General features: G+C 59.4%; 23 protein-coding genes. 12 read left to right on the forward strand and 11 right to left on the reverse strand.

The window, feature by feature from the left end:
* Nucleotides 1-42 precede the first annotated feature (42 nt).
* The 5 genes from NK8_RS26855 to NK8_RS26875 all read left to right on the forward strand — a co-directional run bounded on the left by NK8_RS26855 (nt 43) and on the right by NK8_RS26875 (nt 8369).
* Complete coding sequence (locus tag NK8_RS26855) at nt 43-1296, forward strand: site-specific integrase (protein ID WP_213232739.1); 1254 nt, start codon at nt 43-45, stop codon at nt 1294-1296.
* Between the two features lie 119 nt (nt 1297-1415).
* Nucleotides 1416-1784, forward strand: coding sequence for a hypothetical protein (locus NK8_RS26860; protein ID WP_225936484.1), 369 nt, complete (start codon nt 1416-1418; stop codon nt 1782-1784).
* 135 nt (nt 1785-1919) lie between these two features.
* Nucleotides 1920-5384 carry a type I restriction-modification system endonuclease gene (gene hsdR, locus NK8_RS26865; RefSeq protein ID WP_213232741.1) on the forward strand — a complete coding sequence of 1155 codons (3465 nt, stop codon included), beginning with the start codon at nt 1920-1922 and terminating at the stop codon, nt 5382-5384.
* 82 nt (nt 5385-5466) lie between these two features.
* Nucleotides 5467-6924, forward strand: coding sequence for an N-6 DNA methylase (locus NK8_RS26870; protein ID WP_213232743.1), 1458 nt, complete (start codon nt 5467-5469; stop codon nt 6922-6924).
* Nucleotides 6921-8369, forward strand: a complete 1449-nt coding sequence (locus NK8_RS26875) for a restriction endonuclease subunit S (protein WP_213232745.1) — start codon at nt 6921-6923, stop codon at nt 8367-8369. Before NK8_RS26870 ends, NK8_RS26875 begins: the two co-directional genes overlap by 4 nt.
* Before the next feature lie 185 nt (nt 8370-8554).
* Here the strand turns inward: NK8_RS26875 and NK8_RS26880 are convergent, their stop codons facing one another.
* A complete protein-coding gene (locus NK8_RS26880; protein WP_213232747.1) occupies nt 8555-8767 on the reverse strand; it encodes an AlpA family transcriptional regulator in 213 nt (70 codons plus the stop codon).
* Between the two features lie 93 nt (nt 8768-8860).
* Between NK8_RS26880 and NK8_RS26885 the strand changes: the two genes are divergently transcribed.
* Nucleotides 8861-9205, forward strand: a complete 345-nt coding sequence (locus NK8_RS26885) for a hypothetical protein (protein ID WP_213232749.1) — start codon at nt 8861-8863, stop codon at nt 9203-9205.
* Between the two features lie 82 nt (nt 9206-9287).
* Nucleotides 9288-9437 carry a hypothetical protein gene (locus NK8_RS26890; protein WP_213232751.1) on the forward strand — a complete coding sequence of 50 codons (150 nt, stop codon included), beginning with the start codon at nt 9288-9290 and terminating at the stop codon, nt 9435-9437.
* Nucleotides 9438-9521: 84 nt separating this feature from the next.
* On the opposite strand, the gene NK8_RS26895 is transcribed toward NK8_RS26890, so the two are convergent.
* The 7 genes from NK8_RS26895 to NK8_RS26925 form a co-directional block, all read right to left on the reverse strand.
* Nucleotides 9522-9713, reverse strand: a complete 192-nt coding sequence (locus tag NK8_RS26895) for a hypothetical protein (RefSeq protein WP_213232753.1) — start codon at nt 9711-9713, stop codon at nt 9522-9524.
* A gap of 109 nt (nt 9714-9822) precedes the next feature.
* A complete protein-coding gene (locus NK8_RS26900) occupies nt 9823-10089 on the reverse strand; it encodes a hypothetical protein (RefSeq protein WP_225936485.1) in 267 nt (88 codons plus the stop codon).
* Nucleotides 10090-10115: 26 nt separating this feature from the next.
* Complete coding sequence (locus tag NK8_RS26905; RefSeq protein WP_213232757.1) at nt 10116-10334, reverse strand: hypothetical protein; 219 nt, start codon at nt 10332-10334, stop codon at nt 10116-10118.
* Nucleotides 10331-10528, reverse strand: a complete 198-nt coding sequence (locus NK8_RS26910) for a hypothetical protein (protein WP_213232759.1) — start codon at nt 10526-10528, stop codon at nt 10331-10333. The genes NK8_RS26905 and NK8_RS26910 overlap by 4 nt, the downstream gene beginning before the upstream one ends.
* 80 nt (nt 10529-10608) lie before the next feature.
* On the reverse strand, nt 10609-10959 hold the full coding sequence (locus NK8_RS26915) for a hypothetical protein (protein ID WP_213232761.1): 351 nt from the start codon (nt 10957-10959) through the stop codon (nt 10609-10611).
* Nucleotides 10960-10971: 12 nt separating this feature from the next.
* The gene (locus NK8_RS26920; protein ID WP_213232763.1) at nt 10972-11184 is read right to left on the reverse strand and encodes a hypothetical protein; all 213 of its coding nucleotides are present in this window, start codon (nt 11182-11184) and stop codon (nt 10972-10974) included.
* A 36-nt stretch (nt 11185-11220) separates the two neighbouring features.
* Nucleotides 11221-11508 carry a DUF4236 domain-containing protein gene (locus tag NK8_RS26925; RefSeq protein WP_213232765.1) on the reverse strand — a complete coding sequence of 96 codons (288 nt, stop codon included), beginning with the start codon at nt 11506-11508 and terminating at the stop codon, nt 11221-11223.
* 1246 nt (nt 11509-12754) lie between these two features.
* Here NK8_RS26925 and NK8_RS26930 point away from each other — a divergent pair.
* A complete protein-coding gene (locus NK8_RS26930; protein WP_213232767.1) occupies nt 12755-14149 on the forward strand; it encodes a radical SAM protein in 1395 nt (464 codons plus the stop codon).
* A complete protein-coding gene (locus tag NK8_RS26935; protein ID WP_213232769.1) occupies nt 14146-14610 on the forward strand; it encodes a DUF1344 domain-containing protein in 465 nt (154 codons plus the stop codon). Before NK8_RS26930 ends, NK8_RS26935 begins: the two co-directional genes overlap by 4 nt.
* A gap of 865 nt (nt 14611-15475) precedes the next feature.
* Here the strand turns inward: NK8_RS26935 and NK8_RS26940 are convergent.
* The 3 genes from NK8_RS26940 to NK8_RS26950 form a co-directional block, all read right to left on the reverse strand.
* Complete coding sequence (locus tag NK8_RS26940; RefSeq protein ID WP_213232771.1) at nt 15476-15772, reverse strand: hypothetical protein; 297 nt, start codon at nt 15770-15772, stop codon at nt 15476-15478.
* A gap of 111 nt (nt 15773-15883) precedes the next feature.
* Nucleotides 15884-16933, reverse strand: a complete 1050-nt coding sequence (locus NK8_RS26945) for a glycosyl hydrolase family 28-related protein (RefSeq protein ID WP_213232773.1) — start codon at nt 16931-16933, stop codon at nt 15884-15886.
* A gap of 137 nt (nt 16934-17070) precedes the next feature.
* Nucleotides 17071-20175, reverse strand: a complete 3105-nt coding sequence (locus NK8_RS26950; RefSeq protein WP_213232775.1) for an acetoacetate--CoA ligase — start codon at nt 20173-20175, stop codon at nt 17071-17073.
* A 429-nt stretch (nt 20176-20604) separates the two neighbouring features.
* Between NK8_RS26950 and NK8_RS26955 the strand changes: the two genes are divergently transcribed.
* The 3 genes from NK8_RS26955 (at nt 20605) to NK8_RS26965 (ending at nt 23755) form a co-directional block, all read left to right on the forward strand.
* Complete coding sequence (locus NK8_RS26955; protein WP_162070919.1) at nt 20605-20877, forward strand: DUF4148 domain-containing protein; 273 nt, start codon at nt 20605-20607, stop codon at nt 20875-20877.
* A 189-nt stretch (nt 20878-21066) separates the two neighbouring features.
* The gene (locus NK8_RS26960; RefSeq protein WP_225936486.1) at nt 21067-22287 is read left to right on the forward strand and encodes a TolC family protein; all 1221 of its coding nucleotides are present in this window, start codon (nt 21067-21069) and stop codon (nt 22285-22287) included.
* Between the two features lie 10 nt (nt 22288-22297).
* Complete coding sequence (locus NK8_RS26965; RefSeq protein ID WP_213232779.1) at nt 22298-23755, forward strand: efflux RND transporter periplasmic adaptor subunit; 1458 nt, start codon at nt 22298-22300, stop codon at nt 23753-23755.
* Nucleotides 23756-23785 lie beyond the last annotated feature (30 nt).

Genomic DNA, 23785 nt, shown 5'->3' on the forward strand with positions numbered 1-23785 from the left:
TGAAAAGCCCTGCCTTCCAGCCCTGAACAGGACGACTCTATCATGCGCACCATCAATAACCTGACCGACGCCGCAATTAGGGCCCGCACCGCGTCAGGCAACATGAGCGACGGCGGCGGCCTGCTCGTGCAGGTCACGAAGACAGGCGGCAAGAGCTTTACGTACCGCTATCAACTGAACAAGGTGCGCCGGGACATGGGCCTCGGCCCGTATCCTCTCCTGAGTCTGTCGGCGGCGCGCGAACTCCGCGACGAGCTTGCCCGGTTGGTCAAGCAGGGCATCGACCCCATCGAGCACAAGCGCGACACCCGCATTGCGGCGGCGGCGGCGCGTGCGAAGCGTGTCACCTATGCGACAGCCTGTGAAGCATTCATGGCAGTTCGTTCCAAAACGCTCAAGACCGACAAGCAGGTGAAAAGCTGGAACCGCACCTTCGCACTGGCGGGCAAGGTCCTGAGCGGCCTGTATATGCACGAGGTCAGCCGTCAGCACATTATGTCGTGCCTCGACCCCGACTGGCTCGAGAAAAATCCGACCGCGACCGAAAACATGCTGCGCCTGCACGCCCTGTTCAAGTGGTCGATCGTGCGCTATGAACTCGGCACGACGAACCCGGCCGCGATCGATGAACTGCTGCAACTGCTGCCGAAGCTCACGAAGGAAGCAGAAGCTGACGAAGCCGAGAATGATGGCCGCGCAGCCCTGCCGTGGGCTGACCTGCCTGCGTGCATGACGAAGGTGAGGGCCGACGACACGGTGGAAGCCCGCGCGATGGAGTTCATCGTCCTGACCGGCGCACGCCTCGAAGAGGCGCTGCAACTTACATGGCAGGAGCTTGACCTCACCTCCAAGAAATGGACCGTGCATAAGAGCCGCATGAAAGCAGGCAAGACGCAGACCGTGCCGCTGGCTGTCCAGGCGGTTGACCTGCTCAAGGCCCTGCCGACCTATAACCGAGGCGAGCCGAAGCCCGAGGGCCTCGTATTTACGGCTCAGCGCGGCGGCAAGGTGTACGGCGCGACCCTCCTGAAGCTCCTGCGCCGCATCGGTTACACCGCTGAGCAGGTCACGACCCACGGCATGCGCAAGTCGCTGCGTACCTATCTGGGCGAGGTCTTGAAGGTCCGTGAAGAGGTCGCCGAGGCGGTCATCGCGCACGACACCCGCAGCCGCATCCGCAAAACCTACGAGCGCACGCGCTTCTACGATGAGCGTGTTGGCCTGATGACGAGGTGGGCCGACTTCACAGACGAGCGCGTCGCAAAGGTCGCGAAGCTCCCGAGAGATGCGGCCTGAAGAAGACCGCTTAGCTAGTCACCCGGTCCATTACCCATCGTAAAATGTGCGCAAGCAGGCTTTCGAAGTCATTTCAAACCTGCGAAAGTGACGATTCAACCGCAATCTAAGGATCCGCCTTGAGCAACAGCAAAATGCATGAGCATTTCAATAAAATTGAGGCCGAATTGGAAGCGGCAGTCGCCGCGACCAACGACCACGAGGAAGTCGTGTGGCGGCTTGATCGCCTGCTTTCGAAAGTGAGGGGGGTTCGCTTTTCTTCGAGCTTTGCCAAGTTCGGCGAACAGTTCGTGAAGGCGAGCGATGTTCCTCGACCGGCGGATGGCGAACCGGCGGTGCAAGCATTTAAGGAAGGTCAGAAAGTTCGAACAAGCGATGGGTATCTTGCATATGTGGGTTACTACGACCGCAAAGGAAGCGTCGTCGTTAATGTTGTGTTTCAAGCCACCGAGTATAAGGAAAGTGATCTCAAGCATTCGCCAGTTTGATCATGACCACCACGGTCACGCATAAGCGTCAAATTCGAAGGTTTCATGTAACTGCGCGGGAAAAAGGGCATCTCATTTTCACGGCTGATCGATTTTGGCGTATTCTCCTCACACAAAAACGACAGACCGACAATCGTGAGCCATTCCGGGAACTTCAGTTTTCTTGCCGAGCACTCGCCACTTCTCGCGCAGCTTGGCACGGCCGCCGAGAACGTTTTCGCCGCCGATCCCAACACGACACTGATCAAGCTCCGCCAGTTCGGGGAAGCGATGGCGCAGGACCTCGCCGCGCGCTTGGGCGTCGAGTTCCAAGAGATGAGTCAGGCCGACCTGCTCTACCGGCTGGAGCGAGAGGCCGGGCTCGACCGAACTATCCGTGGTCTTTTCCACACGCTGCGCGTTGAAGGAAACAAGGCCACTCACGAGTTCACGACGAAGCACAAGGAGGCCATGGACGGCCTCAAGGTCGCTCGCGCGCTCGCCATCTGGTTTCACGAATCGTTCGGCAAGCAAGGCACGGCATTCAATCCCGGGCCGTTTGTTCCACCCTCGGACCCCAGCGCACACCTTAGGGATCTTCAGAACGAGATCGATCAGCTCAAGGCGCAACTGAAAGCCGCCTCGCAAACGCTCGAAGACAATCAGCAGCTCACCGACCTCGTCGAGCAGGAGAAGCACGAGTACGAGACGCTCGCCTTGCAGATGGACGCGGAGGCGAAGACGTACAAGGAGCTTGCATACGAACAAGAGGCAGCTCTTAAGAAAGCCCAACAAGAATTCGATGCCAAGATAAAGCAGTTCCAAGCGCAGCTTGACGCCAAGCAAGCCAAGGAGGCGCAGGCAAGCACGAAGAAGGCGACGAAGAAGCTCGTGCTGAGTGAAGAGTTGACGCGCATTCTCATCGATCAACAATTAGTCGATGCTGGCTGGGTCGCGGACACACAACAATTGTCATATAGCAAGGGCGCACGGCCCGAGGCAGGAAAGAATAAAGCCATCGCCGAATGGCCCACACTGGGACAGCAGTCTGCCGACTACATACTTTTTGCGGGTCTGATGCCGATCGCGGTGGTGGAGGCGAAAGCCATCAACAAAAACGTCGCCGGGAAGATCGGACAGGCAGAGCGATACTCTCGCGGCTTTCAAATTACACTGGATCACTCACCGGCCTGGAAAGTAGCCGGCCAACACGGACCATGGCCGGACGGGCAAGGTGGATTTTTCCAAGTCCCATTCGCCTATTCGTGCAATGGCCGACCCTATATTGAGCAATTGCGCGAACAGAGTGGCACGTGGTTCCGCGACCTGCGGGCGTCATCGAATCTGGCCGATGCGCTGGTCGGTTTTCATCAACCGGATGGTCTGATCGATCGTTTGAAGCGTAGTAAGGAAGACGCCGAAGCCAAACTCGCGCAGGAAGGCTTCGATTATCTTAGACTGCGCGATTATCAAATCAGGGCGATTCAGGAAGTCGAATCGGCCCTGACGGAAGGGCAGCGCGCCATTCTCGTTGCGATGGCAACCGGCACGGGCAAAACGCGAACCATTATTGGCCTCATGTACCGGCTGCTGAAAGCGGAGCGCTTCCGACGCATCCTTTTCCTCGTAGACCGCACCGCGCTGGGCCAGCAAGCGACCGACGCATTCGACGAGGCGCTGCTTGAGCAGAACCAGCCGCTGTCCAGTATCTACAATGTCGCGGAGTTGGGCGACATGTCCGCTGAGGCTGAAACGCGCATCCAAGTCGCGACGGTGCAAGCTATGGTCCGGCGCATTTTGCAGTCTGAATCGCCTCCGGGCATCGACGAGTTCGACTGCATAATTGTCGATGAAGCACATCGCGGCTATACACTGGACCAAGAGATGACCGAGGGCGAGTTGGTCGTGCGCGATCAGTCGCAATACCTGTCGAGCTACCGCAGGGTTCTAGACTACTTCGACGCAGTGAAGGTCGGACTCACCGCAACGCCGGCTAAGCATACGACGGAGATATTCGGCAAACCCGTCTACACCTACTCCTATCGCGAGGCCGTCGCCGATGACTGGTTGATTGATCACGAACCGCCGATCAGGTACGAGACGCTGCTATCGAAGAACGGAATCAAGTTTGACAAAGGTGAGAAGGTCACAGCCATCAATATGGCAACTGGGGAGTTACAACTCTCTGAGCTCGACGATGAGCTGAATTTCAATATTGAGTCGTTCAACCGTCGCGTCATCAGCGAGCAGTTCAACAAAGTCATCTGCACAGAGTTGGCGAAGGAACTGGACCCGTTTGGCGAAGAGAAGGCTCTTATCTTCTGCGCCACCGACCTGCACGCGGACATGGTTAAGCGTCTGCTGGATGAGGCCTTCAAGGAACTATATGACGATGACTATAACGAAGCTGCGGTCCGCAAGATCACCGGTCAATCAGACAAGGTGAGTCAGCTAATTCGCCTGTACAAGAACGAGCGATTCCCCAGCATTGCAATCACCGTGGACCTACTTACAACGGGCATTGATGTACCTTCGATTTCTCATCTTGTCTTCCTGCGCCGCGTGCGGTCGCGGATACTTTATGAGCAGATGATCGGACGTGCCACGCGCCGATGCGATGAAATTGGTAAGACCGTCTTCAAAATCTACGATCCAGTGGACATCTACGCGGCGCTTGAGAACGTCACGACGATGAAGCCGCTCGTCAAGGATCCGAACGTAACTATCGAGCAGCTCATTGATGAACTTACCGACCCGGCGAGCTTCGATGCACCGGGCAGCACGCCCGAAAGAACGCACGCTCATGAAGCCCTCGACGCCCTGAACCAGAGCCTTATGCGCGTGTTACGAAAGGCCGCGCATCAGGCGGAAAGAAAGCCGGCGTTGAAGGAACGGCTCGCCCAGCTTGAACAAACATGGGGCGTCCCTCCGAGCGAACTTCACGAACACCTTCACAAGCTCGGCCCAGCCAGCGCGGCCGATTTCCTGCGTCAGCACAAACATCTAGTTGACCAGCTCGCTGAGGTAAAGCAACTTGCGGGAACGGACCAAATGCCGATCATCTCGGATCACGCGGACGAATTGGTGCGCCGCGAGCAGAGCTACGGCGAGTTCGGCAGGCCAGGCGATTATCTCGACAGCTTCACCGGCTTCATTCGCGAGCAGGTGAACGAGTCAGTGGCGTTGTCAGTCATCGTTAATCGACCGAAGGACCTGACGCGCGCGGATCTGCGCGCCGTTCGCCTGCTGCTCGACGCAAACGGCTATACGGAAGCGAAGATCAAAAGCGCGTGGCGCAACCAGACCAATCAGGAGATAGCCGCCAGCATCGTTGGCTACATCCGGAAGGCTGCGTTGGGTGAGGCTCTCATCCCCTTCGACCAGCGCGTTTCGCTTGCGATGGAAGGTATTTACAAGATGACCAACTGGACGCAATTGCAGCGCAATTGGCTTCAACGACTGGGGAAGCAACTCGTACACGAGGTAGTCATCGATGAGCAGTTCGTCAACAGCACGTTTGCCAACGACGGTGGCGCGAAGCTGTTGAACAAGAGACTAGGCGGCAAGCTCGACGACGTGCTGGAAGGGCTCGCCGAGGCTCTTTGGCCGCAAGTGGCATAATTTCGAGCCGAACACCAACGGGGATCGCTACGCCGTGTGAGCCGAGCCGCAATCCCACGCCACCTTTCAGAAATAGGGTCCTATGACCAACAACGAGATCGTCCAGAAGCTTTGGAACCTGTGTGATGTGCTTCGCGACGATGGCATCACGTATACCAACTACGTAACCGAGCTGGTCCTGCTGCTGTTCATCAAGATGGAACATGAGAACACCCAGAACGGCCTGCTCGACAAACACAAGCTACCTGAAGGGGCACGCTGGCCTGATTTGACCGGCAAGAGCGGCTTGACCCTTCTGAATCATTACCGCGCGATGCTGCTGTCGCTCAGCCAAAGCACCGACAAGTTGATCGCGGCAATATATGCCGATGCGCAGACGAGCCTGAAGGAACCCCGCCACCTTGAGCAATTGGTCAAAAGCCTCGACGCAATCGATTGGTTCTCGGCGAAGCGAGACGGACTCGGCGATCTGTATGAGGGCCTGTTGCAGAAGAATGCAAACGAGACCAAGTCGGGCGCAGGCCAGTACTTCACTCCGCGCCCGCTCATTGACAGCATCATTCACATCATGAAGCCGCAAGCGGGTGAGACGATTCAAGACCCAGCGGCAGGCACCGCAGGCTTCTTGATTGCGGCGGACGCCTACATCAAGGCACAGACGGACGACCTATACGACCTGAACGAAAAACAGCGGACGTTCCAACGCAACAAGGCGTTTCTTGGCATGGAGCTGGTGTCGAGCACGCGGCGGCTTGCGTTGATGAACTGCATGCTGCATGGCATGGAGGGAGATGATGAGGGTGTCGTCCACATCGGAAATACGCTCGGAAATGCGGGGGCGGCCCTTCCCAAGTCGGACATCATTCTCAGCAATCCGCCGTTCGGTACGGCGAGAGGAGGTGGTGGCCCGACGCGTGATGATCTCACCTTTGAAACGAGCAACAAGCAGCTCGCGTTCTTGCAGCATATCGTGCGACATCTCAAGGATGGCGGACGCGCGGCAGTGGTCTTGCCCGACAACGTGCTGTTCGAACCGGGTGTCGGTGCTGACGTTCGGCGCGATCTAATGAATAAGTGCAACCTGCACACCGTTCTGCGTTTGCCGACCGGAATCTTCTACGCGCAAGGTGTGAAAACCAACGTGCTCTTCTTCCATAAGGTAAGCCAGTCTGCGACGGGCGCTACGAAGCAGGTGTGGGTTTATGACCTTCGCGCAAATGCTCCAAGCTTCGGCAAGCGAACACCGCTTCAACGAGGGTATTTTGCCAAGTTTGAGGCTGCATACGGTGAAGCAGCAGACGGCAGCAGCTTGCGCACGGACGAAGGCGAAAGCGGGCGATTTCGCTCCTTCTCCCGCGAATGGATCAAAGCCCGCGAAGACAGCTTGGACATCGCTTGGCTCAGGGACGAAAGTTCGGAAGCTAATCAGGACTTGCCGGAACCGATCGTGTTGGCTGGAGAAGCGATGAATGAACTCAAGAGTGCAGTGGCTGACCTTCAAGATATCCTGCGTCAGCTCGGCATGCAGGAGGTCCAATGAACGAATTACCCAATGGATGGGAAGAGTGTTCACTGGATGAAATCGTAAGCGACGTTAGCTACGGCTACACCGCCAAGTCGAGTGCCGATAGTGGCGATGCACGAATGCTGCGAATCACCGATATTCAGAATGACAAGGTGGATTGGGGACGCGTTCCCTTCTGCGAGATTTCAGATACGGTAAAAGAAAAGTATCTGCTGCGCGAAATGGATTTGGTGTTCGCGAGGACCGGCGCGACGGTTGGCAAAAGCTTCCTCCTTCGGGAGCATGTGCCGAATGCGGTATTCGCTTCGTATCTGATTCGTGTGCGATGCGTAGATCAGGATATGGCTGGCTATTTAAAGCGTTTCTTTGACTCACCAGCTTACTGGAATCAAATTACCGAATTCAGCGCTGGCATCGCGCAGCCGAACGTGAATGGCTCTAAGCTTAAGGCGTTAAAGGTGCCACTGGCGCCATTGGGCGAACAGAAGCGCATCGCTGACAAGCTGGACACCACGCTTGCGCGCGTCGATGCGTGCCGAGAACGGCTCGACAGCGTGCCGGCGATTCTGAGACGATTCGAAAAGTCCGTCGTCGCCGCCGCCACGTCGGGACGTTTGACAGAGGATTGGCGAGCAGACGGCGCCGCTCGCGGGCATGATGCATCAAACGAACTGAAGCTCTGGCACTCGCAAAGGGCCAAGACGGAAAAGAAGCTCCTCACTCCTCCAGATACTACCTACTGGGATCAAGAGATTCCGACCGGCTGGACCGTTGCGAGCGTTCACGAATTTGCGGAATGCCTTGATCGATTGCGCGTTCCGATCAAGCGAGAGGATCGCAAAAACACGCAGGGACTCTATCCCTACTACGGCGCCAACGGAGAAGTGAGCCGGATCGACGAGTATATTTTCGACGATGAACTCGTTCTCGTCACTGAAGACGAAACGTTTTATGGTCGTGAGAAGCCAATTGCATACCGATCCAGCGGAAAGTGCTGGGTAAACAATCACGCCCACGTCCTGCGTGCGTCAAGCCCTGCAGCGAACGACTATCTCTGCTACGCGCTGATGTACTACGATGTTATCCCGTGGCTGAGTGGAACCACTGGCCGAGCGAAACTCACGCAGCAAGCGCTGAACCGTCTCCCAATAGCAGTTCCACCCGAAGTGGAGCTGGTTGAAATTGTCCGCCGCGTCTCTATCCTGATCGCTTTTGCCGATCGCCTACAAGCCCGTGTCGCGAAAGCCAAAGCTGCCGTGGATTGTTTGACGCCGGCACTTCTCGCAAAAGCCTTCCGTGGCGAACTAGTTCCGCAGGATCCCGATGATGAGCCAGTCACAGAACTGTTGAAGCGGTTGACGAAGCAACGGTCGGGCGAAAGTAAGGCGGCCAAAGGCAAACGCGCAAAGCGCGCCGCTGCCATCGCACTCGGCGAACAAGAACCGGCGTCCGTTGCGTAGCATTTTGCGCGGCGCGCCCCGACGTGGAGGAACGCGCTGCGAGATCCGCTCTTCTGCACGCCGCACTGGCAGCAGTGTTCGGCGCGGTGCCACCGCGTGACCACATTGAGACAGTGCGCGCAGCTCTCGAAACCTGGTGAACTACACAGGAAGAAGAACGAAGCCCCGACATGTCCGGGGTTTTTTCATCCTGCGGGCTTCTGCAAGCGCTTGCGTTTGAGTTCCTTGGCCTCTTCTGCCTTGAGCAGGATATAGGCTCGCAGGTCATTCGTCAGGAAGTAGGAGTTATTTCTGCCCAAAGTGAACGCTGCAGGAAAGTCCGGGTCGTTCGCTTCGAGCCACTGAATCGTCATGACCGATTTTCCAAGGAGCTTCGCCGCTCCCTTACGGTCAACCATGTCGATGTCCGTATCGGTCAACCCTGACGTGGTTGACCTGATAGACAACTACACGCCGCCGCAACCTGAACCCAAGTCGCAGGATGCCTAACGATGCGAACCGATCAGAAAGTCATGTGGCGCTTCGTGCTGGTCGCGCTGGTCGGGGCGGTCGGCGTATGCGCGGTCGCCCTCGTGCTGACCTCGTGCGGCTCAGTCAATCCTCCCGGCACGATGGCCGGCCACAATACGACGCTCCCTGCGCAGCCTGCCTGCCTGCTCTTTTGCTTCGCTGAGGTCCGCTCAAGCATCGACACGCCGACCCCGGCCAGCAGCGTGCGAGACAGCAAGGGCAAGCAGGCCACGCCGCCTGTCGTGGTCCCGCCGCCTGTCATTAACTCTGCACCTGTCACGCCTGCTCAGAAGGGCACGCCCTCAGGCTCGAACAGCAGGCCATAGCGGGCCATAGGAGGCTTGGCAGGTCAGAGCCGCTGCAACGGTATCCCCAACCGCAGTAACAGCCCTATCGGAGCTTTAAGCGATGAAGGTCAAGATCGAGAACCTAGGCGACGTGGGTATACGTGTCATTAGCGACCACGATAACATCAACGACACGGTATTGGAGGCAGGCGCGACAGACGTGTTCGAGTCACACGACGAGGGTGTTATCGAGCTTCGGGAGTTTGATTGACGGTGCGGAAGCAGAGCCGCGAGAACAGGCCTGAGCAGGCCTATAGGAGGAAGGCAAGGCCCGCGCAATGCGGGCCTGTGCGGATCATGCCGTGCGACCTCCCGAAACAAGTTTGAGGGTGTTGGTCGTCACGACCGCGCCCTCGGGCAGGTAGTCGAGACCTGTGCTGAAGTAACGAAGCTCATGGCCGTGCATGAAGTAGGCATAAGCCTGCTCCATCGTGCCCCGACCCCTGCCGCGTGTCACGATGAACTCGTGACCGATGCCGTCGAGCATGCCGATCACAGTCCGCACGCCCCGGATCGAAGGCCATGAGGGTGTCTTGCGGGCATACAGTTCACAGGCCTGTCCATTGCATACCACATAGCCTCGCGGGTACGGATGCTTAGCCATTGTGCTGCCTGCCTTGATGGTCAACCCATGCGGCCTCAGCCGCTTTCCACGCCGCGTCATCGTTCATGACATAGCTGAGGTCCATATAGCCGTCGATCGAATAGCCGATCAACTGCGCGAACTGCTGCCGGTCCTCGGCTGAAAACTTCAGCATCGCCAGCTTGTTCATGTCGACGCCGCCGTTATCAAGCAGGTACTCGACAAGGCGGTTGCGCTTGAATCGCACGGTGCCGTCACGGTCCCTCACGAGCGGCTGCATCGGATGCTTCGGTTGCGTCGTCATAGTTATCTCCCTGCTTTGAGCCTCAGTGTTTCGAGCACGTCAGCGAATGCGGAATAGAAAGCGAAGCTGGTCGCGTCGCTCGTGTCATGCAGCACGAAGCGGCTGCCGTAAAGCGCTCGCACGGTGTACACCGCCCCGGTCGGCAGCTTCACTGAAACCTCAATGCCTTTCGCATCCCGAACCAATCCGAGCGTGAGTGTTTCGATTGTTTGATAGGTCATTCGGTCCTCGTGATTTTGAAAAAGCGGAAGTTATCGCCTGAGCCGTCATGACGAAGGCCGAAGTGCAAGACAAGCTCGAAGGCCGCGCCGGGTGCGTGCTTCGCTGCGATCGCGATAGCCTTGTTGCAGGCATTGCGCTTGTCGCCGTTCGTCTCAGGCTCAAGCATTGAGTCGCCGACTTCGAGCCGGGTCAAGCGCCATGCAAGCGATCCCGCCTGCAAGGTGCCGAGTAGTTCCCTCACAGTGCTGCTGCTCATGGCGAACTGACCTCTCATTACATTAAGACCCAAAAAATGTGCTGGCGTACATGGTCGAGTGTCATCTTGGGGCTGGCGTCATTGCCGCTGCGCGTGCTGCCGACCCACAATCCCTTGCCCGCAAGCTGCTGATACGGGAACAGGTCACAGAAGAAAAACGCCTGCTCGTGTCGGTCTAAGCCGAGGTCGTCCACGTAGATGGCATCGTCCTGTGACTGCTCAGGCCTGACGGCATCGATACAGTCACAGTCGAGCAGCTTGTATAGCTCTTTCAGTGACTCAGGGCCGCGACCGCCTGAGGGCCGCACGACTTCAGTTATCGTTCCCGCGAACGGGTCAATCAGATATGCCTTGATAGGTTCAGCCATTTGAAGCTCCTGTTATCCCTTCCATCCGAGTGACTCGGTGACATGGCCAGGGAGATACCCGACCTGTTCGCCTTCGCCGAGATAGACCATGAAGCCTTCGTCGGTCAGTACCTCGATCACGTTGCCGATCCTGCATTCCATCGGCCAACTCGGTTGATGTGCAAAGCGCACTTGAGCGCTCGGCGGTACACCTTCCAAAATCTCAATCAATTCTGCTGCGGTCATGTCCTGCTCCGGTGATCTGTTTGTCGTTGTGATGGCTTAGCGGCGGCGCTTGCTTCTGCCGCCACTCGTCAGGAGTGTGGCGACGACCATGAAAGGAAACATCAGAATCGCGAAGAGGATGCCGAGGCCGACTTGTGACTTGACCTCGCTCGGCGTGACCTTGCTGGTATAGCGAAGGCCTGTGCCGGGAATGCTCGTGCTAACGCGCCCCTTGCTGTTATAGGTGACACCCTTGCCGCCGAATGAATAGCTCGTGCCGCTCTTGCTCAGATTGACACGGACGCCGGGGAGCAGCTTGAATGACTTCCTGAAAGACCAACCCATTTTGTTCACCTGCTGTAGGCATCTGCTGCCTCACTGTTTGTTCCTGCTGAAACATTCAGGGCAGGACTCCATACTATCTACCCCACCAAGTGGGGTAAACGGCGCAAAGTTGGCGAACCGCTCTAAGTGGCTGAGGCCTTATGCAGCAAGGCTGATAGGGCGAGCCGAATGATTCAGAAGGGGCTTACGAGGGGGATACGACAGGGGGGATTAGTCAGGCGGGACGAACGCCGCCATATAGAGAACAGCCACAAACACGAGCAGCGGCATCAGCACAGCAATCAGCCATGCCATCAGCCGCGCTCGCTTCATGATCGAGGATCATCCTATGTCTCGACCGGCGCCGTGGGCTTCGGTCCCTCGGTTCTCATGCTCAAGTGATCGACGCATGCTGTTTCGGACCGCAGACCTCCTGCCGCAGGACCGCTGACGAAAAGCGAGCGTCGTCGCGATGCGCTGCATCAGGCCGACTGTGGCCATGATCGGCCCATCGTCAGGCTGGCCGTCTGGGATAAACATGTCGAACTGTGTTCGAGAGCTTGAATGCGTTGTCGTAGTCCTATGAAGTCGTCCGACACCGCTGCGACGGCCTCGACGATATCGGGAAGCAAGCCGCTCATCAGATTACCTTGGCGCGTCAGCAGATCAATGCGCTCGCCGCCCTTCCGAACGAGACAGCGATTCGGGTCGGACTTGTAGATGCACCTTTGCGGTGTTGTCTTTCGGGCTGATCGCGGCGCGCGACATCAACCGCCCACCTGCTGGAATCGGCCATCAACGGCATTTCGATATCTGCGCTAGGCCGTTCGAACAACCGCTGCTCGAACAGCCGTTAGGCAGACCGCGTAATCATCGGGCGCCAGCGCTGTGCCGGCTTTCTTCCCACCTTCTCGACGGTGCGTGGAAGGCCGGAGTGACCGCGGTAGCAAAAGTCGTCAGCAGTTGGCATCGCGGGAGCCGCCGTCGTTTTCACCTTACAAGAGGCCAGGGCGTAGTCAATTGTGGCAAGGGCGCAGTAAGAAAAAACTTGCCATTTTGCCATTTAGTTCTAAAACGAATTGTGACCCGATCCGGGAAGTCGTTGCCCGAAAAATAACGCTACGCAGGAGCGGCTGCGATGAAATTGAGACAGGCTCAGACCGACCTCCATCGCTCGACCAAAATGGATGTGGAAAGATTAGATCATTACGTTCCTATCAACTGGTTGCCGAGGGAGGCGACTCGCGATCGCAGCACTGACAAACGGATGAACACCCAAGTCCTGCTGGATGCGAGCCCCCCGTTGAGCTTAAAGTTTCCAAACGTCTATTTGAGACGCAGAGGGGCGACACGAATCCTTTACGCCCCATTAAAAGGACTCGTCCTTGAGGTAACTGAAGAGGCGGCCAGCCTTATTGAGGCCCTGAAACAAGGACCGGTGGAAGGACGGCAGGGCAACGTGGAGGAATGGACCGCATTACTCTCCTCCCTTGACGATGTTGGAATTGCGAAAAGCGATTCCGATCACTCGGCTTTATCCCACCGGGAAAAATTTAGGCCGACACACGTAACGCTTTCGCTAACGACTGGATGCAATTTGCGTTGCGTATACTGCTACGCTCGAGCGGGCGAGAAATCTCGAACTATGCCTTTTTCGCTAGCGAGGGCGGCTATCGAGTTCGTAGCTACCAACGCGATCAGACAGAACGCCCCGAGCTTCGGTATAACATTTCACGGTGAAGGCGAGCCAACATACGAATGGCAACTTTTTCGGCAGGTCGTCGAGTACGCAGAAACTGTCGCTCATCAGTTAGCTCTCGGAGTGACGTTTGCCATGACAACAAACGCGCTTTGGGGCCGCGCTCAGAGGGCTTTCATCGTGGACCGCTTTTCCGATCTATCGATTTCACTTGACGGCTTACCGGAAGTGCAAGCAGCTCAACGTCCTACGATATCCGGCAAAGACGCTTTCAAGACAATTCTTGCAAACCTTATCGAAGTAGGTGAAAAAGGCGTTCCATGCGGGATCCGTTCGACCATCATGCCAAATAGCGTTGATCGCATGGTCCCGTTTCTAGAATTCATCGCCGCTAACACGAAAATAACGAATGTGCGTCTTGAACCGATTTTCGACTCGGGAAGAGGCGCAGATCTACCGATTGACAACTCATCTTTCGACCTAAGATTCGCAGAAAGATTTACGGAGGCCCAGGCACGCGGTCGTGAATTGGGGTTGTCTGTAAGTTATTCGGGGTGCAGCGACATCAATCACAGCGGTAATTTTTGCGGGGCGACGGGGTCGAATCTCAACTTCACAGTGATGAGCCATGGAGTGGTTTCTTCATGCTATGAAATTAATGAGCCCACGCATGAATTGGGCGAGTTTTTTATATATGGGAAATTTGACGAGCAAACTCAAACTTTCGAATTCTTGCCTGATCGGATGGACCGTCTCATGAACTTTTCCACTAAAACCAACAGCCCATGCGCAAGCTGTTTTGCACAATGGAACTGTCGAGGTGATTGTTTATCTCGATACTCAAAGAAGAAGCTGTTGGGCGGCGGCGCCTCTCCACGTTGTTCACTCAACCAAGCGCTGGCAGACGCTCGTCTTGTCAATTCATTGGAATCTCAGTCATTTGGTTCGGGAGATGCATCGTGAGCGAGAAGAAAAATATTTTAGACGCAGCGGCAAAAACTGGAGCTGCGTCCACGATTCCCGGCATCGACAGGCGAACGTTGCTAAAGACTGCTCTTAGCCTGAGTGGGGTGATAGCGGGCAGTACGGTAGGCTCAGAATCATTTGCGGCGGACTGCAGCTGCAATAAAGAAAGCGGCTGTGCATGTGTCGGCCATGAAAGATGTGTGTGCATCGGGAACACAGGGCCAACGCCGACGCCGACTCCAACGCCGAACAGCAAACTGGATGAAGGCACACCTAGCATTGATGGAGTGATCAAACGAATCGGCCCCTCGGACAGTGTGATAACGCTAGACAACGGTAAGACATACAAGCTCGATATAGAGGACCTTAAGGGATTGCGCAAAGGGGAGTCGGTCCAACTGAAGCCGTTTGGAAACCCGTCTGACATGAAGGCCATTCTTTCTAAACCACGCAAATAGCTCTACCAGAGGGAAACTCGCAATGGCGGCTCACCTAAGAGGACGTACGGTGAAACTTCGTCGTTTCGCGTTGGCATTCTTGAGCACCATGACGGTTGCGCTTTGTGGTTGCTCTGTCGCGGGCTCGTCGGACCATGACGCGGGCGGGCAGGCTGCTACGCGCGCTGAAGCGAAGGGCGCAAGCTTACAGTCGGCCAATATCTGTATCGACGCCGGCATCCAATATTCTCCCGGCGGCGTGACGAGCAGATGCATCTACTGGACCACTCGATGCGCTCAAGCAAAATGCAAGCGATGCCAAAACGACGGAACTTGGTCAGGCGAATACTCGTGCTAAGAGGGTCTATCGCGTGCGGGCGCGCCCACGACGCTTGATGTCTTCGTCTGCCAGCCTTCAGGTCAGTTCACGATCTATGCGCGGACTCACGAGGCCACTGTTAATGGTCGCCGGTTGGCACATAAAGCCCAGTCCAAGGCTTTAGCAAAGTGCGTGACTCGCACAAGTTGCGAGCCATGTCGTTCATCACCGAACGCTCCTAGGGCTATCCTTGTTCCTGTGTCCCAAGGCCTTGCAGGACGGGCGTGTATCGTTTTCGTCCCCTGACCAAAATCCCTTCCATCAGTGGCGAGGTGCGACTGTTGGCTGGAATGTTGGATGGAAAGCCGAATTTTCCTTGAAAACCCCTATTTATAAAGGTTTCAGGCTCGTAACCGTCTTTGCAGCAGCAAAGAAAGTGACTGCCGCCCCGCACAGGGGCAACGCAAATAGACCGACACGATCACGGGATCCGGCGAAAAGCCAGAAACGTGTAATGCGCTTTCGCCAGGAAACTTTCCATTCCTTAGAAAAGGTACAAAACTCGCTCTAGCGCCAGTAACCGGCCGCATAGTGTCGATATCCCCAGCCGGGACGCCCCCAGTAACCGACCGCGACGGACGGTGCATACACCGGCGCAGGCGGCGCGTAATAGGGCATCGGCGGCGGCCCATAGACCGCGACGGGCGCGACCGGAACCACAGGCGCCATCGGCGCAATGACGACGGGCGCCACCGGCACGACCGGCATGCCGACGCTCATCCCGACGAACACATGCGCCTGCGCGCAATTCACCAATCCGATGCCGCACAGCGTAGCGACGGCGACATAACCGATCTTTCTCATGATCCTTCTCCTGGAAACGCGGTGCGGCGTGGACACGCATCGGTTGAGAAAGATTGTCGACGTCCTGAATGAGCGAAGAATGAGGGACGTGCAGTCGCACGCGCGATTACGTCATTCGGTTTCGCAGTCGTTACAGGTGTTGTCGATGTAGCGCGCCGCCTTGCCTCGCTCCGGCGGGCTGATCTGCATATAGCCGCCATCGAGGACGTTATGACGGACGATGTTGCGGCTATAGTCGACGCCGCCTTCGCCGTTGGACCCGCCGGTGATGTTGCCGCCATTGACCATGCGGTTGCATTCGAGAATATTGCCGCCGGAATCCTGCGTGGCGTCGTTGTTCTCGGGGCCCATGCGGCAGTTGTCGGCCAGGTTATAGGCGATACGCCCGTTCACCGAGCCCACCAGCGCGATGCCGTAGAGCGGACAGTTGGCGAAAGAATTGAACACCAGCACGGCGCCGGTTCCGCCGCCTTGCCCTTCGGTCTGAAACATCGACTGGCCGAAGAAGTCGCGGAAGCTGTTGCCCGCGAGGACGAAGTTGTCCACCGCACCGTTGGTCTGAACCGGAATGTCGTAGTGGCCGGGGTTCTCCCAGTCGCGCACGCGGGTCGGATTCGCGCCCACGAAGTTGCAGCCGACGAGACTGTTCCCCGTCGAAGGGCCTTCGTAGTTGAACATGTTGCTGTCCGCGCGGACCGTCTTCCTGAGCGTCACGCCGGGTTCGCACTGGATATGCCGGTTGCTGGCCGTGACCACGACCGTGTGATTGAGCAGATAGGTGCCGGCGGGGATCAGGACGTCGCCCGCGTCGACGGCGGCCTGGAACGCTCTGGTGTCGTCCGTGGTGCCGTTGCCCTTGGCGCCGAAATCCTTCGGGCTGCGCGGGTCGATCAGTTTGGGCGGCGTGAAGGACGTCTGCGGGCAACTGGCCGTGGGCGGGACCGGTGAGCTGTTGAGACTCGCGCTGGGGACGCTTTCATCGCGCCCGTATCTGATCTTATGCCACCAGCGTCTGAAATTACCCGTCGAAAGGTGGTCCTGGATACGGCCGTCCTGCCACGCCGCGTAGGCCGTCTGCACCTGTTTCGTCACACCCGGAATGCCGACTACCACTGCCGCCACGCCAACCAGTAACACGCCGATCACGATGGGTTTTCTCATTTGCTTCAGCCCACCCTAAAAACGAATTTCAATTTGTACCATCCATGATAGCGGTGTTGGTTTACACGTCCGAAATCGTACTTGGGCGGGAACCGTCAGCCGGGTGAACGGCCGAAGGTTCCCGCCCGCCCTATGCCTCACGCGCGCCGGACCATGCCGCCATGGCCGCGGCTCGGCGCTTCGGGCGCATGCGCGACGCCATAGTCGCCATCGAGCGCGGCGGCGGCGGCATACACACCCGGCTCTTCGATGACGCCCGCATGGTTGCCCGGCACTTCCGCGACCGTCAGGCCACGGCGCGCGATGTTCCGCCAGAGCGGCAGCGGGTCGCCGCGGTCCTGCTCGCGCGAGGCCGCGCGCACATAGACGATCCGTCCGCCCTCATACGGTCTGGGCCGATAGTTGTTCATCGCGGTGCGGCAGGTGTCACGCAGCCGTCGCAGCACCGGCGGCATCGGATGGGCGGTTGGAGCTGCCTGCGCGCTCGGCACGCGGCCGAGCCGCATCGCCAGCTTGTTCGTGGCGGCGACGAACTTGGCCGCGACGAAACCCGCGCGCTCCTGCGGCTTCATCTTCGTGAACGTCTTCCATAGACGGCTCACGTAGTCGCGCCGGAAGTCCAGCCACGCGAACCACGGCAGCCAGCGTTCCTGCACGTAGGTATCGAGCAGGCACACGAACTCCGTTTGCTCACCCGCGCCAAACAGTTGCTGCGCAATTTCGAGCGCCACGAGTCCGCCGAACGAAAAGCCGGCGAGCGCATACGGACCGGTTGGCTGAACCTTGCGAATCTGCTCGACGTAGGTCCTCGCCATATCTTCGACGCGGCGTTGCGGCGGCGTTTCGCCATCGAGCCCGAGCGCCTGCAGGCCGTACACCGGACGCTGCTTGCGCATCGAGCCGATGAGCCGCGTGCATTCGAGCACCGATCCCGTCACGCTGTGCACGAGAAAGAGCGGCGTGCCGTCGCCTTCGCGCATCGGCACCAGCACTTCCGATGTCTCCGGCAGCGCGCCGTTGTCGATCACGTCGGCGAGCTGGGCGATGGTCGGCGCGCGCAGCATCGTGGCAAGCGGAATCGGCCGTCCGATGAGCGGCTGCAATTCAGCGAGCAGGCGCGCGGCGAGCAGCGAATGGCCGCCGAGTTCGAAGAAGTTGTCGTCGCGGCCGATCGGCGCGAAGGCGAAAAGCTGCTCCCATTTCGATCGCAGCAGCCGTTCCAGTTCCTCGCGCGACGCGTAGCTTCGCGGCATCTCATCGGACTGATGCCGCAGGGCCGGGTGCGCGCGGATCGCATCGAGCGAGGCGGGGTTGCGCAGCGCTGCCACGTTGGTCACGTCGAGTCCGTTGACCGCGTTGCGCACGGCGGCTTCCGTGAGCTTGCCGCTATGCGTGAGCGGCAGATCGTCGACGGCGGCGATCACGTCCGGCACATGTGCAGCGGACGTGCGGCGCACGAGTTCGCGACGAATCCGCGCGATGAGCGGCCCGTTGAGCTGCGCGCCCGGCTTGAGCGTGACCAGCAGCACGAGACGCTCGCTGCCGGTCTCCCTCACGCGTTGCTGCACGACGATGCCGTCGCGAATCCCGGGAATGTCGTTCAGCACGCGGTAGATCTCGCCCGGCCCGACATTGATGCCGCGCACGACGAGCACGCCATCGCTGCGCCCGTGCAGGCGCGCCGTGCCGCGCGGCGGAAATTCGATCTGGTCGCCATGCGTCCACACGCCGGCATTGGCGCTGAAATAGGCCTTGTGGAAGCGCTCGCCGGCCGGGTCGTTCAGAAACCCGAGCGGGCGCGACGGGAACGGATTCACGCAGACCAGTTCCCCGACGCCTTGCGCACGCGCGCCGTCGCGCCACGCCTGAACGTCGAACCCGAGGCTCTTGCACTGCGCTTCGCCCGCATACACGGGAAGGTTCGGATTGCCGAGCACGAAGCAGCCGAGGATGTCGGTGCCGCCGCAAATCGATTGCAGGCGCAGGGGCTTCACCTTGTCGCGGACCCATTCGAACTGCGCGTCGAAGAGAATCGCGCCCGTCGACATCATCGAATGAAGCGCGCTCAGATCGAATTCGCGCGAGGGCACGAGCCCGCCGTCCTCGCACATTTTCAGATAGGCGGGGCTCGTGCCGAATACGTTGACGCGCTCTTCGGCGACGAGCCGCCATAACGTATCGACCGATGCGATTGGTCCGTCGTAGGTCACGATTTCGACGCCCGATGCGAGCGCTGACAACTGCCAGTTCCACATCATCCACGCACAGCTCGTGTGGAAGAACATGCGATCGCCGGGCCGCAGGTCGCAGTGCAGCCGATGCTCCTTCAGATGCTCGATCAGACTGCCGCCCGTGCCATGCACGATGCATTTCGGCTTGCCGGTCGTGCCCGACGAGAACATGACGAAGAGCGGATGATTGAAGCCGAAGCGTTTCCATTGCACGCGTTGCGGGTCGCCAGCGGCGACGAGCGCGTCGAGCGAATTGACGGTTGGCGTCGCGTGTACGGCCGATGGATCGCCGTCGAGGCTGACGATGCCCGCGAGCGATGGCAGCGCATCGGCGAGCTGGGAGATCTTCTGCGCGAGCGGCGTGCCGGTGTCGAAAGGCTTCGCTGCGCTATGCGCGAACAGGAAGCGCGGTTCGAGCTGCGTGAAGCGATCGAGCAAGGTTTCGATGCCCATCTCGGGCGCAGCCGTAGATAGCGTCGCGCCGATGGCGGTCACGGCAAGCGCGGTGACGATCGCGTCGGCGTCGTTGCGCATCACGGCCGCAACGCGGTCGCCTTCGCGCATCCCCAGATGCGTGAGAGCGTCGGCGAGGCGGGCAACGCGCTCGCGCAGCTCGCCGCGCGTGAAGCGCACGCGACGGCCATCGGCATGACAGGCGATGAGCGCGGGCGCATCGGCGCCGGTGATCGACAGACCGAGCAGGTTCTCCGCGTAGTTCAGCTTCACACGTGGAAAGAAGCTCGCGTGCTCGCAGGTATCGCCTACGCAGACCGGTTCCGCTTCGCCCGACCACGTCAGGCCCGGCGGCCACTGCATGAAATAATTCCAGAATGTCCGGAATTCCCGGACCGAGAAGTCGTGCAGCGCGGCGTAGTCGTCGAATGAACGCCCCGTGCGTGCCTGCAGCGCCGCGGTGAACACGGTCATCTGCGATGGCGTGGCGCGCTCGGGTGGTGGATCGAAAAGCGGCAGGCGTGTCTTCGCCTCGTTGGGCGATTCCGAACGATTCATGGTTGGGCTCCCTCAGTGGTAATGGCTTCACCGTGTCTTGCCGGCTTGCCTTTTTATTTTTGAAACTGTGGTTCGTCATCTGGCGCCTTGAGCGCTCTCACTTTGATGAGGTCCGTTCCCGGGCGGACCGCAGTCATCGATGATCAAGGTTATCCAGCCAGATCGCGCCGCAATGTGCGGCGCAAGACAAAAGTCACTGGCTGATCGATGCGAGGCCGTCGGCTTCGGCAAGGTTGGCTGAAAACGGCGATTGATTGGCATTTCGTTCTCGATGGGTTGCCGTTCGTTGTATGGCAATACTGTCGCCGCCTGGCGAATATTCCCGTCGCTGGCGTCGCTCACATGACAAAAATGTCATCTCTTTCTCATGATGGCGCACCGGCAGTGTCGCAAACTCGATACTCAGTCATCCAGATCATCGAGGCAAACATGCTTCCGACACGAACCGTCATACTCCCGGCCGCCCTCGTTGTCCTGTTCTCCGGGTGCGCGTCATCGCCAGAACTCAGCGCATCCGGAGGCAAGACGAGAGAGCAGGCGCGAGCCGAACTCGATCAGGCGTGGCGCGATGGATGGCTGCCGAACAAGCGCTCCGAATATCCGCCCACCGAAGCGACGCGGGAGCGCAACAAGAAGCGCTATGCCACCAAGTACCCGGAAGACTCGCCGAACGAGGCGTCGCTTTCGAGGCACGCGGACTGAAGGTTTCGCGCGATCGATCGGGCGCGCCAGCGTCGACATCGATCGCCATTGATTCGTATATCGAAACGAATGGCATACGAAAAAATTCATGTTCGCGTCATCGTCACACGCCGGACAGACCGTAGCATTCGTCACAGCGTTTCTTTATCCACCATCATGGTCCTACGCGCTTTTACTGCGGTGCTGCTGATGTCGGTTGTGCCCGCGCTGTACGCGCAAGCGCTGGCCGATTTATCGCTTGCCGAGGTGCTCGGTCTCGCGGCCGACGCCAATCCGATGCTGCGCGGTGCGCGCGCCGGCGTGAGCGCGTCCGAGGGTGCGTTCATGCAAGCCGGCGCACGGCCGAATCCGTCACTCTCTTTCCTCCAGGAAGGTTTCGGTGGCACCGATCGCACGTCGACCGCCGCCGTGAATCAGCCGATCGAACTGGGCGGCAAGCGCGGCGCGCGGCTCGACGTGGCGTCATACGGCAGGGAGGTGGCCCTGGCCACGCTCGACAGCAGCAGCGCCACGCTGCGGGCCCAGGTGATCGCAGCGTTTTACGGACTGCTCGCCGCGCAACGACAGTTGCAGGTCGCGGAAGAATCGGCCCGGATCGCCACACGCTCCGCCGACCTGGCCGACAAGCGGGTGAAAGCGGGCAAGGTGTCGCCGGTCGAAGCCACCAAGGCCAGGGTCGCGGCGAGCGGCGTGCAGATCGAAGTCGTCAATGCGCAGGCGCGCGTCTCGACGGCCGCGGAAAAGCTCGTCACGGTCACGGGCGCGCCGTCGGTGCGCGATCGAAACGTGCTCGACGACATCGAAGGCATACCCGAGGTCGACGCCTACTCCGAGCTTGCCCCCCGTCTCGACGATGCGCCGCTGACGCGTGCCGCGCGAGCCGAAGTGCTGCGCTCCAATGCCGCGATTTCTGTCGAACGCGCGCGGCGCATTCCGGACATTACGGTGACGGCCGGCGTGAAGCGCGTCGTCGCCGGAGGGCTTCGCGACAATCAGGCTGTCATCGGCGTGTCGATTCCGCTGCCGCTCTTCGACACCAACAAGGGCGCGCTGCTCGAAGCGACACACAAGGCCGAGCAGGCACAGGCCGACTTCGATACCGAGCGGGCCAACCTGCGACTCGAATTGACACAGGCTTACGCGAACTACGAGCGCGCAAAACAGGAGGCGTCGCGGCTCAAGGTCGATGTGCTGCCCGCCGCTCGTCAGGCGCTCGACGCGATGTCGCGCGGTTATCAGCTAGGCAAGTTCAGTTTCCTCGACGTTCTGGATGCGCAGCGCACGCTCTTTCAGGAGCAGTCGCGGTACGTGCAGGCGCTCAAGGATGCGCATCTCGCCGTAGCCGATATCGGCCGCCTCACCGGCACGCCGTTGCCGGCTGCGAGCGTCAGTCCATCCACCGCTCCCTGAGGGATTCGCCATGCCGCGTTCCAGACTTCTCGCGATCACTGTGGCTGCCGTCGGGGTGAGCATCGCGCTTGCCGTGCTGGTGACGACGCTCAGGGCGAAGCAGACCGATGTTGTCGGCGATGGCGCATCAGTCGCAGCGGGCAGCCCGCACGGCGGCACGATGGTCAAGTCCGGCGATCTCACGCTCGAAATCGTGCTCTCCGAAAAGCCCGACGACGCTCGCATCATTCTGTATCCGTCCGCGGGCGGCAAGCCGCTGCGAAACGGCGTGACCGCCACGGTGCAACTGAGACGCGCGCAAGGAACCACCGAAACCATCCGCTTCATCGCCGCCGGCAACAGGCTGACGTCCGCGCAATCCATCGCGAAGCCACACGTGTTCGAATCGACGCTGCAGGTCCTATGGAACGGCAAGCAGGCGACATTCGAGTTCGCGCGCAGCGACGGCGCCATCCCACTGGATGCGCAGCAAATGCGCAACGCCGGCATCGATGTCAGGAAGTCCGGGCCCGCGCAGATCGAATCGATCGTCCAGGTGCCGGGAGAGATTCGCTTCAACGAAGACCGCACGGCGCACGTCGTCCCGCGCGTGGCGGGCATCGTCGAACAGGTTGCGGTTTCGGTCGGCGAAACGGTCCGGAAGGGCCAGTTGCTTGCTGTCGTCGCCAGTACGGACCTCGCTGACCGAAGGAGCGAACTCCTGACGTCGGAGCGCCGACTCTCCGCCGCGCGCACGGCTTACCAGCGGGAAAAGATGCTCTGGGAGGAGCGCATTTCCGCGGAGCAGGATTATCTGCAAGCTCAAGTCCAGCTCCGTGAGGCGGAGATCGCGGTGCAGAACGCACGGCAGAAACTCATTGCGTTGAACGCAAACCCGGGCGAAGGCGCGCTGAATCGCTATGAGCTGCGCGCGCCATTTTCAGGAACCATCGTGGCGAAACACGTCACGCCGGGCGAGGCGATCGCAGCCGAGGCGAACGTGTTCACGCTCTCCGATCTCTCGACGGTATGGGCGGAAATGGCCGTGCCCGCGCAGCACTTCGATGCGGTCCGCGTGGGCCGGACCGCGATCGTCAAGGCGGCCGCTTTTGCTTCGAGTTCGCAAGGCCCGATTTCGTATGTGGGCGCCTTGCTCGGAGAGCAGACACGCTCGGCGCAGGCTCGCGTTGTTCTGCTGAATCCTGACGGCGCGTGGCGTCCCGGCATGTTCGTGAACGTGTTTGTAAACGCCGGGGGGCAGACTGTCCCGGTCGCGGTCGTCAGCGACGCGCTGCAGGAGATCGACGGCTCGCCCGCCGTGTTCGTCGCGACGCCGAAGGGGTTCGTCGCGCAGCCCGTCAGGACAGGCCGCAAGGACGACCGCATGGTCGAAGTGGTGAGCGGCCTGTCCGCCGGTCAGCAGTACGTCGCGTCCAACAGCTTCGTGCTGAAGGCCGAACTCGGCAAGGGCAGCGTCGAGGAAGAGTGACATCGACGCTTCCCAGTTCACAGGACCATT

The sequence above is a fragment of the Caballeronia sp. NK8 genome, from assembly GCF_018408855.1.
Classification (GTDB): domain Bacteria; phylum Pseudomonadota; class Gammaproteobacteria; order Burkholderiales; family Burkholderiaceae; genus Caballeronia.

Bases quoted from the DNA above. Each gene is read 5' to 3' on its own strand.
- NK8_RS26855 (WP_213232739.1), top strand. From the start codon at position 43: ATGCGCACCATCAATAACCTGACCGACGCCGCAATTAGGGCCCGCACC.
- NK8_RS26870 (WP_213232743.1), top strand. From the start codon at position 5,467: ATGACCAACAACGAGATCGTCCAGAAGCTTTGGAACCTGTGTGATGTG.
- NK8_RS26875 (WP_213232745.1), top strand. From the start codon at position 6,921: ATGAACGAATTACCCAATGGATGGGAAGAGTGTTCACTGGATGAAATC.
- NK8_RS26880 (WP_213232747.1), bottom strand. From the start codon at position 8,767: ATGGTTGACCGTAAGGGAGCGGCGAAGCTCCTTGGAAAATCGGTCATG.
- NK8_RS26885 (WP_213232749.1), top strand. From the start codon at position 8,861: ATGCGAACCGATCAGAAAGTCATGTGGCGCTTCGTGCTGGTCGCGCTG.
- NK8_RS26890 (WP_213232751.1), top strand. From the start codon at position 9,288: ATGAAGGTCAAGATCGAGAACCTAGGCGACGTGGGTATACGTGTCATT.
- NK8_RS26895 (WP_213232753.1), bottom strand. From the start codon at position 9,713: ATGCTCGACGGCATCGGTCACGAGTTCATCGTGACACGCGGCAGGGGT.
- NK8_RS26900 (WP_225936485.1), bottom strand. From the start codon at position 10,089: ATGCAGCCGCTCGTGAGGGACCGTGACGGCACCGTGCGATTCAAGCGC.
- NK8_RS26905 (WP_213232757.1), bottom strand. From the start codon at position 10,334: ATGACCTATCAAACAATCGAAACACTCACGCTCGGATTGGTTCGGGAT.
- NK8_RS26915 (WP_213232761.1), bottom strand. From the start codon at position 10,959: ATGGCTGAACCTATCAAGGCATATCTGATTGACCCGTTCGCGGGAACG.
- NK8_RS26920 (WP_213232763.1), bottom strand. From the start codon at position 11,184: ATGACCGCAGCAGAATTGATTGAGATTTTGGAAGGTGTACCGCCGAGC.
- NK8_RS26925 (WP_213232765.1), bottom strand. From the start codon at position 11,508: ATGGGTTGGTCTTTCAGGAAGTCATTCAAGCTGCTCCCCGGCGTCCGT.
- NK8_RS26930 (WP_213232767.1), top strand. From the start codon at position 12,755: ATGAACACCCAAGTCCTGCTGGATGCGAGCCCCCCGTTGAGCTTAAAG.
- NK8_RS26940 (WP_213232771.1), bottom strand. From the start codon at position 15,772: ATGAGAAAGATCGGTTATGTCGCCGTCGCTACGCTGTGCGGCATCGGA.
- NK8_RS26945 (WP_213232773.1), bottom strand. From the start codon at position 16,933: ATGAGAAAACCCATCGTGATCGGCGTGTTACTGGTTGGCGTGGCGGCA.
- NK8_RS26950 (WP_213232775.1), bottom strand. From the start codon at position 20,175: ATGAATCGTTCGGAATCGCCCAACGAGGCGAAGACACGCCTGCCGCTT.
- NK8_RS26955 (WP_162070919.1), top strand. From the start codon at position 20,605: ATGCTTCCGACACGAACCGTCATACTCCCGGCCGCCCTCGTTGTCCTG.
- NK8_RS26960 (WP_225936486.1), top strand. From the start codon at position 21,067: ATGTCGGTTGTGCCCGCGCTGTACGCGCAAGCGCTGGCCGATTTATCG.
- NK8_RS26965 (WP_213232779.1), top strand. From the start codon at position 22,298: ATGCCGCGTTCCAGACTTCTCGCGATCACTGTGGCTGCCGTCGGGGTG.